This is a genomic window from Phenylobacterium sp. GW823-FHT02A09, assembly GCF_058797775.1.
This window is the reverse complement of sequence record NZ_JBXAJZ010000004.1, coordinates 334,180-346,796: the sequence shown is the minus strand read 5'-3', so window position 1 is coordinate 346,796 and position 12,617 is coordinate 334,180. Positions and strand designations below refer to the sequence as shown.

The window sequence follows — 12,617 nt, the reverse complement described above, 5'->3', positions numbered from 1 at the left end:
AGGGCCTGACCGGAGAGCGGACATGAGCGACCTTCCACGACGCAGCCTGATCGCCGCCGGCGGCCTGGTCCTCGCCGCGCCGCGCACGGCGCTGGCCGCGCCGGGCAAGCCGCGGGTGGTCATCAAGACCCCGCGCGGATCGATCATCGTCGAGCTGGAGCCGCGCAAGGCGCCGCTGACCACCGCCAACTTCCTGCGCTACGTCGACGCCAAGTCCTATGACGGCGGGACCTTCTTCCGCGCCGCGCGCACGCCGGGCGTCCCCAAGGACGGCACCATCGTCGGCGCCCCGGACGCCAAGGTCCGGCCGTTCCCGCCGATCGCCCACGAGAGCACGACCAGGACCGGCCTCAAGCACCTCAACGGCACGATCTCGCTCGGCCGCTTCGCCACCGGCACGGCGACCAGCAACTTCTTCATCTGCGTCGGCGACCAGCCCTATCTCGACGCCAACCCGAAGGCGCCGGGCGACAACCTCGGCTACGCCGCCTTCGGCCAGGTGGTCCAGGGCATGCCGATCGTCGAGAAGATCCTCTCCCTGCCGACCAACGGCGAGACCAAGTTCAAGGACCAGCGCGGCCAGTGGCTGAAGCCGCCGGTCCCGATCCTGACCATGCGCCGGGCCTAGATCGCGCCCTGCTCCAGCAGGTCGGCGGCGTGGTTCGCCGTCCGCGCCGACAGCGCCATGTAGGTCAGCGACGGGTTCATCGAGGCGCTGGAGGCCATCACCGCCCCGTCCGAGCAGAACAGGTTCGCCACCTCGTGCGCCTGGCCCCAGCCGTTGAACACCGAGGTCGCCGGGTCGCGGCCCATGCGCGCCGTGCCCATCTCGTGGATGCGGTCGCCCGGCGGCGTCAGGTTGGCGCCGGCCTCTTCCCAGGGGGTGATGTCGGTGCAGCCGGCGGCGGCCAGCATGGCGGCGGCGTCGCGGGCGGCCTCGCGCATCATCGCCTGCTCGTTGGCCCCGTGCGCGGCCTCGATGCGCGGCAGCGGGATCCCCCAGCTGTCGACCCGCGAGGCCGACAGCGTCACCCGGTTCTCCGGATCGGGCAGCACCTCGCCGAACGGCCCCAGCGACAGCACCCAGACGCGGCCCTCGCCGTCGGCGCGGCGGACCTTGCGCGCCCCGCCCTGCATGCCGAAGCCGCGCAGATAGGGCTTGTCGGTCTCGGTGATCCCGGAATAGCGCGGGATGTAGACGCCGGTCGGCCGGTCGGCCTGCCAGGGCTGGTCCTCGAAGCCGGCCGGGTAGGTCCCGACGATCTGGCCGCAGCCGACATGGTCCATCAGGTTGCGCCCGACCTGGTCGCTGCCGTTGGCCAGCCCGCGCGGGAACGCCTCCGAGCGCGAGTTCAGCAGCAGCGCCGCCGAGTTGATCGCCGAGGCGTTGAGGAACACCATCCTGGCTTCGTAGGTCGTCGCGACCTTGCTCAGCCGGTCGATCGCCCGCACGCCCGTGACCCGCCCGGCCGCGGCGTCATAGACCACGCTTTCGACGATGGCGTCGGTGATCACCGTCAGGTTGCCGGTCGCCCGCGCCGCCGGCAGCGTCGCGGCCTGGGTCGAGAACGCCGCCCCCAGCGGACAGCCGTGGTGGCAGCGCACATAGCCCTCGCAGCGCTTGCGCCCCAGGTCCATCTGCGGCTTGGCCACCCGGCTGAGGTTCGCGCAGCGACCCATCAGGAAGCGCCGCGTCGGGAACGCCGCCTCGATGCGGCCCTGGGCGTCCTCCTCGACGCAGTTGAACGGGAACGGCGGCAGGAAGTCGCCGTCCGGCAGCTGCGGGACCTCGTCGTAATTGCCGCTGACCCCGACGAACGCCTCGACGTGGTCGTACCACGGCTCAAGATCCTCATAGCGGATCGGCCAGTCGGTCCCGTGCCCGTCCTTGAGGTTGGATAGGAAGTCGTCCGGCGCCCAGCGATAGGACTGCCGCGCCCAGGTCAGCGAGCGCCCGCCCAGGTGATAGCCGCGGATCCAACGGTACGGCTTCCCCTCGGCCTGCTCGTAGGGATAGTCGTGGTCGCTGGCCCAGAACTTCTTGTTCGAGTTGAACATCGCATAGCTGACGCCGACATAGTACGGGTAGTGCAGCGCCTTCTCCTCGTCGGGGATCTGGTCGTCGCGCCAGCGCAGCCGTCCGGCCTCCTCGTGGCTGTAGTCGGTCCCGTGCTCGATGTTCGGCCCGCGCTCGAGCATCAGCACCTTCAGGCCGCGCTCGCACAGCTCCTTGGCGACCCAGCCGCCGCTGATGCCCGATCCCACCACGATCGCGTCGAACTGCATGGTCAAACCCTACGCCTTGCCGCCGGGCGCGTCGAACAGCGCCATGGCCTCTTTGAGCGCGGCGATCGGCTCGCCGCGCGGAATGAACTCGTGGCCGACCCACTGGTCGTAGCCGAGATGAGCCAGCAGACCGGCGATTCCGCGCCAGTTGATCTCCTGGCGGTCGTCCAGGTCGCGCCGCCCGGGCGCCCCGGCCGTGTGGACATGGCCGATCAGCTCGAAATTGGCCTTGATGGTGCGGCTCAGGTCGCCCTCCATCAACTGCATATGATAGCCGTCATAGAGCAGCTTCAGCCCCGGCGAGCCGACCCCGCGCACCACCTGCGCGCCGAATTCGGTGCGGTCGCACTGCTGGCCCGGATGGTCGACCTTGCTGTTCAGCAGCTCCATCAGCAGCCGCACCCCGGCGCCCTGCGCATGGTCCACGACCGGCGCCAGGCCCTCGACGCAGGCCGCCACGGCCCGCGCGTCGTCGCCGTCGCCGAACCGGTCGCCCGCGAACACGATCACCGCCTCCGCCCCGCCCGCCGCGGCCGCGTCGATCGTGCGCCGCACGTGATCGCGTAAGCCCGCATGCCGGGCCGGGTCGTTGAAGCCTTCCTCCAGCTTGTGGCCGGTGACGGTGACGATCGACAGCCCCAGCTCCTGGGCCAGCGGCCACAGCTCGGCCGGCAGCATCTCCACTCCCTGCGCCCCGCCCTCGACCGCCGCGCGCAGGAACGCCGCCGGCTCGACCTCGCGCCCCGCCGTGAACGACCACCATGCGAAACTCTGCCGCACGCCTCACCTCCCTGCAGCCGCGCCCCGTCGGGCGCCGCCATCGCGCGCCAGTGTCCATACAATCGATTACACGGCAAGAGCCGAGATGCCGCAAACCGCCCGCTCCGCCTCCCCGGTCCCGCCCCCTCGCCCCCTTGGGCAGGAAAAGAGCGTCGCCGCCTCCCCGACCTGTTCCCTCGCCCCTTGGGGGAGAGGGCTAGGGTGAGGGGGACCAACCCCTCCGCCGCACTAGCCGCCAACCCGGCAGAGCGCCGCTCCGCGCTCCATCCACCGCATCCGGCGTTAATGGGTCCCGGTCTTGCTCCGCAAACCGGGATGACACGCGTTGCGAAGGCGCAGCGCGTCAGCGCACATCCCCAAGTGTCATCCCGGTTTCGGCTGCAAGCCGAAGACCGGGACCCATGAACACCTGATCCAACCGGCAAACCCACAAACCCAGCCCCCTAGGACCCCGCCTCCCGCCAGCCCCCGCCCGGCTCCTGCACGAAGTTCACCAGCTCGATCCCGAACGGCTGCGGCTCCCCAGCCTCGCCCTCCCCCGCCGGCCCCAGCATCCGCCGCAGCCCGTATTTCTTCGGCTCGATCAGCGCCACCCGCCAGCGCAGCACCTGCACCCGCAGCCGGTCGCCGCGCACGGAGTCCTCGGTCGCCTCCATCGCCACCTCGTAGGCCAGGTCGAAATGCAGGTCGGCGGCGATCTCCTTGGCGCGCAGGTACATCTCGCGGAACCAGTCCTCGCGCCGCGCCCAGCCGAAGATCGAGCCGGCGCACGGCATGTCCGGATCGGCCGACAGCGCCAGCACGCTCTCGCCGCCGGCGATCCGCAGGCAGATCGCCTCGGCCAGCTCCGGCGTCAGGATCGAGACGCTGCCCCCGCGCCGCCGCGTGGGCGAGGCCTGGGCCATCATCCGCCGCCAGAGCTTGCCGCTGCCTGGCCGCAGGTCCGCCTCGCGGTCAGCCAATATCTGCCGCCGCCGCCCCTCCAGCTTGGCGGCCTCGAACGCCGCCCCGAACTCAGGCTCGCGCAGCGCCCAGTCGCGAAACGTCCGCCGCGACGGCATCCCCGGCTCGCGCGCCAGCGCATGCTGGCTCTCGCCCGCCGCCACCCGCGCGCAGATCTCCCGTCCCAGCTCCGGCGTATAGCGCACAGACGCCCGAACCCTGGCCCGCCCCGGGCCCGGCGATGACGAAGGCATCACGCCCCCACGACAGCAAATGAGAAGGCTTCAGTGTCTCACAGCTGCGCGGAAATGCAAGAACAAAATAAGAACATCAGGCCAGTAAATGAACCCGCATCGGATCGGCCTCCCGGCCCGCCCCCTGGCCTGCGGCGGGCCGGGCGACAAGAGGCTTCAACTTAGCCTAGGAGCAGCGGAAGCTCAGACGGATCGACGATACACGGCCAGTTCGTCCAGCGGGACCATCCCGCTGACTAGCTTGTAGTGCCGTTCCTGGACGATCCTTACCTGATCGTCCTGCACTGTGAGCTCGAAAATGGCGATACGATCGTCGTCCATAAACTGAGCCGAGATTGAGCGGCAAATCAGGTGGGGAAATTTCTCGGCACAGCAGGCGATATCCTGCTTAGCCTGGACGACCGAAAGTTGATCGGTGCCGCCCTTAGCCTGCACGGGCACCACATACTGTGCGCCGTGGCGGTCGATCCCGACGTAGATTTCGTCGATCTCGATCTGCCCGACGCCCTTAACCGTGGTGCGGAGGTGATTCTGCAGCGAATAGGCCGTCACGCCCAGGAACGTGTCGATCAGGCGGTTGTAGCGGACCTTGGCTAGCAGGGCCTGCTCGTCGTTTAGCGCGTACGAACCAATGATCTCGGGGGTCGCGTCAGGAATCTTAATGGTGATCAGGTCGCGGTTGGGCACGATGCGGTTGATCGGCACCAAGGCGAACCGATAGCGGGCGCGACCGGCGCCTTCGATTACCCACTCCTTGCCCTCGGGTTGAGTTGCGAGGATCGAGCCGGGCATCGGCATGCGGTATCGGATTGAATAGACGACGTCGCCAAGGTTCTTCGGCAACTTGATGCTGAGCGCCGCCGCAGCGCGCTCTAGGTCCTCCCGCTCGAAGTCTATCTCCGTCGTCCCGGCTTGATATCCGCCAAAGGACGGGTCGAAGAAGATATGCTCAACCAGCGCCCGGTAGCGGTTGGCGTCGACCTTGACGGCGCTGCTCATCCGACGGCCACGCGCTTGGCCTGCAATTCGGCTTCAATCTCCGCCTGCTTGCGCTTCCTAGCGCCGCTGCGGCGGTCGCGCTTGCCGGATGGTACACCTATGCCGAAGTGCGCCGCCGCGTGGGACACGGTCATGCGCACGAGGCCTACATCGCCCAGCTCCTGAGGCTCGCTCGGCCGCTCGGGTTCGACGCCAAGGGCTCGGATCACCTGCTGCGCCACCGCGCGGGCGAGTGGCGGCGGCACCGAATTTCCGATCTGCCGGGCCCCGTGCCATTTGGTCTCGTTGAAGCGGAACCAGTCGGGAAACCCATGGAGCCGCGCCATCTCGCGAACAGTCACGCATCGGGGCAATGCATAGTGGATCGGCCGCGGACTGGTGAAAGCGCCACGCGCTGCGTCCGTGCCAGCGCGCAACGTGTTGCTAAGTCCGGCGGGTGACAATTTGAAGAACCGTGAGATCGGCTCCACTGCGCCGGGCGCTGTCTCTGAGAAGCGGCGGCGCGAGATCGGCGTATGGTCGGTCCGTGCGCTAGAGGTGAGCAACTCGGGATCCCAGCGCCTAGGGTGCGAGAAGTCGTCAGCGGCGTTGTCCAGGCCGCGCAGCGCGCGAGCATAGGGTCCAGGCGTTCCCCACCCCCTCTTTGCCTTGACTTCGTCGGTGCGTAGGAGCTCGGCAAAGCCCTCGGCATCCGGCAGGTCGCCGAGAGCATCTTTCGCCGTCGGCCCGACGGGCAAAGCACTAGCGCGCTTGGCGTCGGCGGGACGCACGGTGGCGATCGGGTATTCAGGCATCGGATAGCCCTTGCGGGCGCCGAAGAGGATTAAGCGCTCGCGATGCTGCGGCACGCCGTAATCAGCGGCGTCGAGCACCCTCCAGGGCAGACGCACCTGATAGCCGACCTTGTCGAAGGCCTCGATCAGCTCCTCCAAAAACTGGCGGTGCTTGCCGAGGGTCAAGCCCTTCACGTTCTCAAATACGAAGTACGAAGCGCGGAGTTCGGCGACAATACGCACAAACTCGCGGACAAGGTGGTTACGCGGATCGTCCAGCACCCGCTGGCCGATCATCGAGAAGCCTTGGCAGGGTGCGCCGCCAAACACCACGTCGACGGGACGGAGGCCGATGCCCGCCGCATAGCGGATTTCGGCCGCCGATAGGCCTACCACCGACTGCGGGATAACGGCGCACCTTGGGAAATTGAACTCGTGAACAGCACAGTGCACCGGGTCGATCTCGACGGCAGCGACGACGTCGAAGCCCGCTTGTTCGAACCCGAGGCTCATGCCGCCTGCGCCCGCGAAAAGATCGATGCCGAGTGGCCGCACCATATGAGTCTCCAGAATCGAGCTGAACCTTAGGGAAGCCAGAGCTCCCTGTCGATCGGGAATATCGCGGCATTGCGTCTATTGCGGCCGCAGCGCTCACCGCTCGCGAAGCTCGTAAGCAAGACGCTCCGCCAAGCGCTCGCGGTCGCGGGTCTCGCACTGCCAGACCTCAAGCACTCGCCACCCTTGCGTCTCAAGTGCCGCAGCCTTCTCCGCATCGCGCGCCTTGTTCCGCTCGATCTTAGGGAGCCAATACTCCTGACGCGACTTCGGTGGCTGTCCGATCTTGCAGCCGTGGCCATGCCAGAAGCAACCATGCACGAAGAGAGCAATCTTGAGGCGCGGGAGCACTACATCGGGCGTGCCCGGTAGGTCGCGGCGATGGAGGCGGAAGCGGAAACCCAAGGCATGCAGGACCTTACGGACGATCAGCTCCGGGGCGGTATCCTTGCCGCTGATGCGAGACATCAGCGCGCTTCGAGAAGCTTCGCTTCGATTATCGACCATTTACTGGCTCTCGATCAGTGCGCCTGGAGCCAGGCCGTGGGCGGCTCCTCTCGCGGGTCAACGCCCCTTCGACCTCGAGGCGCTTTAGGTCGCCTTCTTCACCGGTAGCGTGTGTTGGCTGATAATTTGCGTTCCTAAGAGTCTATTAGCTTCGAGACTCGCGCGAACATGCACAGTGTTGTCTAGCTTGTCCTTTACAGCCGCAGTGTAGCTCGCAACCGCGTCCTTTAGACCATCGAGCTTCACCGCCGTAAGCACCATAGTGTTGTCAGGCACGGCTGCCATTGCATCTAGCACCTGCGAAGGGTGGACGAGCACCGGAACGGCTTGGCAAGTCTGATCGTAGGCACCCGCGAACCATGCGGCCGAACCGCTTACCTGGTCCGCATAGTTCTTGGAGATGGTGGCGACTACCGCCTCGCTCTTACAGGGCAACAGCGCGTATCGTAGCTGTCCGATCCCCCAAAGCACATCCAAGCCTGAAATTCCGAGCTTTTCCGGCCGCTGCGCGCGAAAACCCAGATGAAGGCCGAGGTCTTTGAGGGCCTCTTCGAACGTCTCAGCCGTTCCGGGGCCGAAATGGAGACGGTCCAGTAGGGCATTTACGCCAAGGATCATGGCGTTCGCGTCGGCGTACTTCTTCGAGAGGTAGTCGCCCGATTGGCGAGCCTGATCTAGGCCGGCCGTATCAATTCGCGGGTACACAATCCCATTCAAGGGCCGTGTCGTCGAGATGTTGCGGTCGTGGGCACCAGCCAAAATCGACTGACTGCGCACCTTATCCACATGGTGGACTACTTCAGCAATCTGCTGAAGTAACCAGCCTTCCGCCGCCTCTGAATCTGCCTTGTCCAACACAGCCCTTAACGCCGTTTCCGCCCGATCATATCGACCACGCCGGGTACAATCGAACGCTTCACGCTGGGCCATGGCTATCGGATCAACAGTTACCGATGCGGGGTTGGAGACATCGATGAGTGTGTTCTTTGCAGCTGCCACCCACTGAGGATCACGGCCTAAGGCGCCATCTACAACCTTAGCCATTTCACCAAGGCCCTTCTCCTCGATCAAACGGGCGAGTTTTCGCGACAGCGCTAGCTGCTTACTTGTCGACGATGAGAACATTCCTGCCGAGCCGCTCGCGTAAAGCGAACCGAGAAGTTGGGCCCCCATCAAGAGGACTACGCAGTAGTCGTGGCTGGCCCGAATACCCCGGCCCATCCCTTGCTCGATACGCTGCACCTGCTTGGCTCGGTGGCGAGTTGACGCCTCCAGCAGAGTTTGTTCCTGGCGTTCAAGCAGTCGCCGCGCTGTTGGAAGGCCATCGACAACGAGTATCCGGCAAGCTTCATTGGGCAGGTCAACACCGTCGTACTTGTTGACCATGACGACCAAATTTCCTGCGCTCGCTCGGAGTTTTGAGACGCCTTCTTCGATATTCTCGGCACTCACAGTCGCTGTGGCTACGGGAGCCCAGAATTTCGCTCGCTCGAAGGACGGCACGATTACCACGACATTCTTGGCCTTAGCGTACGCCGCTACAAACTCACGAATGTCCGTGTCTTTAAGCGAGGTATTGATTTCTTGGGGCACAAGGATCAGTCGCTCGCCAATGTCAGACCCCCCCTTTGGCGAAATCGGCATCGCGACCGATTTTGGATCTGCATCGAAGTCCGTCACCAGGATGCTGTCATCGGCGAGAGTCGCCGTCATGTAGATGCGCCGCTTCGCCTGAATGAATGCTGGCAACATTTCGACTGGCAGGCATCGCGGTCCAATCTCTGCGCCGTGGGTCGTTATGGCGCACTGGCAGACTGCAAGGCTGTCTTTGAGTAGTGGCCAAGCCCACTCAAGTTCCTTGTCATCACGATACGGAACAAGAATGCTAGCGACTTTCTCCTGCTTGTCCTTCCATGCCCAATAGGGAACTAGGGCCATGGCTCTGGGGTCTCCGCTCTGGATCTCCGTCATCACGGTGGTCGATTGAGCGGCGATATCGGGCCGGAACAGCTTCAGAAGTTCGTCGTAAGCAGCATGCCCGTTAGGCAGCGATATGGTGAACTGCCCTTCGGCGATGCCAAGGCAAGCGTGCGCGTCATCAACGACAAGACTCCCAATCGGCAGGCGAGCGCCTTCCGCGCCCACTCCAAACTTGGATCTCCCATTAAACAAGGTGTGGATCGGCACGACCAAGATGGCGCGGCCGCTCAGGAAATGGGGTGAGCGCGGATCGATTGTGGTCTCGATACCCAAGTCCTTGGCTTCGGCCAGGACTTGACCACAAAGGTAGTGATCTGGGGCGAGGTAGACGGCGGGGCCAACCCCCTCGTTGAGACACGACTTAAGGGCTAGAAGACCAACGACGGTCTTTCCACCTCCAGTATTCATCTTGATCACAGTGTCGCGCTGGGACCTCACCTCGTGCCAGCGGCCGAGCACCTCGCCTTGAACATCACGAAGGTATTCGTATTTCGACGCCTTCGCGGGAAGCGCGTGGAAGAGCTTCTGCGGATCAGTAACCGTGTCAGCCGTAGGCCCCTCATCGAGGCTTGAAAAGTAGCTCATCCGCCGAATCTTCCATGCAATCTCATGACGGGCAGGCAGCCCGATATGCAACCGGAAGAAAGAAGATGGAACCGACGACGACTTCCAGATGGTGCCGCTTGTTTACGGCGAACATTGCACGCGCTGGCCACGTAAAGCGGATTTGCGAACTTCGCCGGGCGATCAGGCAAGAGCTCGTCGCCGACAGCGCGCCCCCGCGGCGACGCAGCAGCGCGATGGAGGCCCCTACGGCTCGTAATTGAGGATCGGCGCCAACCACCGCTCCGCCGTCCGCAGCTCCCAGCCCTTGCGCCTGGCGTAGTCCTCGACCTGGTCCTTCTCGATCCGGCCGACGCCGAAATAGTGCGCCTCCGGGTGGGCGAAGTAGAGCCCCGAGACGCTGGCCGGCGGGTTCATGGCGAAGCTTTCGGTCAACTCCATGCCGGTGGCCGCCTCGGCGTCCAGGATCTTGAACAGGGTCGCCTTTTCGGTGTGGTCGGGCTGGGCCGGGTAGCCGGGGGCCGGGCGCACGCCGCGGTACTGCTCGGCGACCAGGGCGTCGATGTCGAACAGCTCGTCCGGCGCGTAGCCCCAGAGCTCGGTGCGGACCTTGCGGTGCATGGCTTCGGCGAAGGCTTCGGCCAGCCGGTCGGCCAGGGCGGTGGCGAGGATGGCCGAATAGTCGTCGCCGGCTTCCTTGAAGCGCTGGGCGACCTCGATCTCGCCGTGGCCGGCGGTGACTGCAAAGCCGCCGACATAGTCCGCCGGGCCGCCGACCGGGGCCACGAAGTCGGCCAGGGCGACGTTGGCGCGGCCGCCGTCGTCGCGGCTCTTGTCCTTGGGCATCTGCTGGCGAAGGCTGTGCAGGCGGGTCAGCTCGGCGGTCCGCGTCTCGTCGGCATAGAGCACGATGTCGTCGCCGTCGGCGGCGGCCGGCCAGAAGCCGACCACACCGCGGGCTTCGAACCACTTCTCGTCGATGATCTTCTTCAGCATCGCCTGGGCGTCACGATAGAGGTCGCGGGCCGCCTCGCCGACCACGTCGTCCTCGAGGATCTGCGGGAAGCGGCCGATCAGCTCCCAGGAGGCGAAGAACGGCGACCAGTCGATGTGGCGGGCGAGTTCGGCCAGGTCGTAGGCGACGAAGCTGCGCGTGCCCAGGAAGCTGGGCTTGGGCGGAACATAGGCCTCGAAGTCCGGCTGGAAGGCGTTCTCGCGGGCCTCGGCCAGGGTGGCGCGGGCGCGGTTCCCCTGCCCGCGGGCGTAGCTCTCGCGGACCTTGGCGTAGTCGGCTCTCGTCTCCGCGCCGATGCGGTCCTTTTCCGTGGGCGAGAGCAGGCCGGCGACGACGCCGACCGCGCGGCTGGCGTCGAGCACATAGGTGGTGCCGCCGGCCTTGTAGGCGGGCTCGATCTTGACCGCGGTGTGGGTTTTGCTGGTGGTGGCGCCGCCGATCAGCAGCGGGATGGTAAAGCCGCGGCGCTCCATCTCGCCGGCGACATAGACCATCTCGTCGAGGCTCGGCGTGATCAGGCCCGAGAGGCCGACGATGTCGACCGCGTGCTCCTTGGCCGCGTCGAGGATGCGGTCGGCCGAGACCATGACCCCGAGGTCGATGACCTCGTAGTTGTTGCACTGCAGGACCACGCCGACGATATTCTTGCCGATGTCGTGGACGTCGCCCTTCACCGTGGCCATCAGGATCTTGCCGGCGCTGGTGCGCGGCTGGCCTTCCTTCTCGGCCTCCATGAACGGCATCAGGTAGGCGACGGCCTGCTTCATCACCCGGGCCGACTTGACCACCTGGGGCAGGAACATCTTGCCCGAGCCGAACAGGTCGCCGACCACGTTCATGCCGTCCATCAGCGGACCTTCGATGACGTGCAGCGGGCGCTCGGCGGCCTGGCGGGCTTCCTCGGTGTCGGCGTCGATGTAGTCGGTGATGCCGTGGACCAGGGCGTGGGCCAGGCGCGAGCCGACGCTGGCCTGACGCCAGGCCAGGTCGACGACCTTGGCCTCGCCCTTCTGGCCCTTGTACTTGGGGGCCAGGTCGACCAGCCGCTCGGTGTTGGAGACGTTGGTGCGCTGGGGCCGGTTGAGGATCACGTCCTCGACGGCTTCGCGCAGCTCAGGGTCGATGTCGTCATAGACCGGCAGGTCGCCGGCGTTGACGATGCCCATGTCCATGCCCGCGGCGATGGCGTGGTAGAGGAACACCGAGTGGATCGCCCGGCGGACCGGCTCGTTGCCGCGGAATGAGAACGAGACGTTGGAGACGCCGCCCGAGACCCGCGCGTGCGGCAGGTTCTCTTTGATGCGCCGCGTGCCCTCGATGAAGTCGACGGCGTAGTTGTCGTGCTCCTCGATGCCGGTGGCGACGGCGAAGATGTTGGGGTCGAAGATGATGTCTTCGGGCGGGAAGCCGACCTGCTCGGTCAGGATCTTGTAGGCGCGGGCGCAGATCTCGTACTTGCGCTCGGCGGTGTCGGCCTGGCCGACCTCGTCGAAGGCCATGACGACGACGGCCGCGCCGTAGCGCAGGCAGGCCTTGGCCTGCTCGATGAACTTGGCCTCGCCTTCCTTCATCGAGATGGAGTTGACGATGCACTTGCCCTGGACGCACTTCAGCCCGGCCTCGATCACCTCCCACTTCGAGCTGTCGACCATGACCGGCACGCGGGCGATGTCGGGCTCGGCGGCCAGCAGGTTGAGGAAGGTCCGCATGGCGACGACGGAGTCGAGCAGACCTTCATCCATATTGATGTCGATGACCTGCGCCCCGGCCTCGACCTGCTGGCGCGCGACCGACAGCGCCGAGCTGTAGTCGCCCTCGACGATCAGCTTCTTGAACTTGGCCGAGCCGGTGACGTTGGTCCGTTCGCCGACGTTGATGAAGGTGGGGCGCATCGTATTCCGTTCGTATGACCGCCCTTCTCCCCTTGCGGGAGAAGGTGTCGTCCGCGAGGACGACGGATGA

General features: G+C 65.7%; 9 protein-coding genes. 1 reads left to right on the top strand and 8 read right to left on the bottom strand.

Annotation, left to right across the window (positions count from 1 at the left end):
• Window positions 1–22: 22 nt before the first annotated feature.
• A complete protein-coding gene (locus AC1Q87_RS18245) occupies window positions 23–628 on the top strand; it encodes a peptidylprolyl isomerase (protein WP_492610251.1) in 606 nt (201 codons plus the stop codon).
• On the opposite strand, the gene AC1Q87_RS18240 is transcribed toward AC1Q87_RS18245, so the two are convergent.
• The 8 genes from AC1Q87_RS18240 to metH form a co-directional block, all read right to left on the bottom strand.
• Complete coding sequence (locus tag AC1Q87_RS18240; RefSeq protein WP_492610250.1) at window positions 625–2,286, bottom strand: GMC oxidoreductase; 1,662 nt, start codon at window positions 2,284–2,286, stop codon at window positions 625–627. The genes AC1Q87_RS18245 and AC1Q87_RS18240 overlap by 4 nt on opposite strands.
• 9 nt (window positions 2,287–2,295) lie before the next feature.
• Window positions 2,296–3,066 carry a TIM barrel protein gene (locus AC1Q87_RS18235; protein WP_492610249.1) on the bottom strand — a complete coding sequence of 257 codons (771 nt, stop codon included), beginning with the start codon at window positions 3,064–3,066 and terminating at the stop codon, window positions 2,296–2,298.
• A gap of 443 nt (window positions 3,067–3,509) precedes the next feature.
• Window positions 3,510–4,214: a terminase small subunit-like protein gene (locus AC1Q87_RS18230; protein WP_492610248.1), complete on the bottom strand. Its 705-nt coding sequence runs from the start codon at window positions 4,212–4,214 to the stop codon at window positions 3,510–3,512.
• Window positions 4,215–4,445: 231 nt separating this feature from the next.
• Complete coding sequence (locus AC1Q87_RS18225; protein ID WP_492610247.1) at window positions 4,446–5,261, bottom strand: hypothetical protein; 816 nt, start codon at window positions 5,259–5,261, stop codon at window positions 4,446–4,448.
• On the bottom strand, window positions 5,258–6,592 hold the full coding sequence (locus AC1Q87_RS18220) for a DNA cytosine methyltransferase (RefSeq protein WP_492610246.1): 1,335 nt from the start codon (window positions 6,590–6,592) through the stop codon (window positions 5,258–5,260). Before AC1Q87_RS18220 ends, AC1Q87_RS18225 begins: the two co-directional genes overlap by 4 nt.
• A 93-nt stretch (window positions 6,593–6,685) precedes the next feature.
• A complete protein-coding gene (locus AC1Q87_RS18215; protein WP_492610245.1) occupies window positions 6,686–7,096 on the bottom strand; it encodes a very short patch repair endonuclease in 411 nt (136 codons plus the stop codon).
• An 84-nt stretch (window positions 7,097–7,180) separates the two neighbouring features.
• Window positions 7,181–9,661: a helicase C-terminal domain-containing protein gene (locus AC1Q87_RS18210; RefSeq protein ID WP_492610244.1), complete on the bottom strand. Its 2,481-nt coding sequence runs from the start codon at window positions 9,659–9,661 to the stop codon at window positions 7,181–7,183.
• 225 nt (window positions 9,662–9,886) lie between these two features.
• The gene (gene metH, locus AC1Q87_RS18205; RefSeq protein WP_492610243.1) at window positions 9,887–12,547 is read right to left on the bottom strand and encodes a methionine synthase; all 2,661 of its coding nucleotides are present in this window, start codon (window positions 12,545–12,547) and stop codon (window positions 9,887–9,889) included.
• Window positions 12,548–12,617 lie beyond the last annotated feature (70 nt).

Coding starts and splice junctions, on each gene's coding strand:
- AC1Q87_RS18245 (WP_492610251.1), top strand. CDS start 23: ATGAGCGACCTTCCACGACGCAGCCTGATCGCCGCCGGCGGCCTGGTC.
- AC1Q87_RS18240 (WP_492610250.1), bottom strand. CDS start 2,286: ATGCAGTTCGACGCGATCGTGGTGGGATCGGGCATCAGCGGCGGCTGG.
- AC1Q87_RS18225 (WP_492610247.1), bottom strand. CDS start 5,261: ATGAGCAGCGCCGTCAAGGTCGACGCCAACCGCTACCGGGCGCTGGTT.
- AC1Q87_RS18220 (WP_492610246.1), bottom strand. CDS start 6,592: ATGGTGCGGCCACTCGGCATCGATCTTTTCGCGGGCGCAGGCGGCATG.
- AC1Q87_RS18215 (WP_492610245.1), bottom strand. CDS start 7,096: ATGGTCGATAATCGAAGCGAAGCTTCTCGAAGCGCGCTGATGTCTCGC.
- AC1Q87_RS18210 (WP_492610244.1), bottom strand. CDS start 9,661: ATGAGCTACTTTTCAAGCCTCGATGAGGGGCCTACGGCTGACACGGTT.
- metH (WP_492610243.1), bottom strand. CDS start 12,547: ATGCGCCCCACCTTCATCAACGTCGGCGAACGGACCAACGTCACCGGC.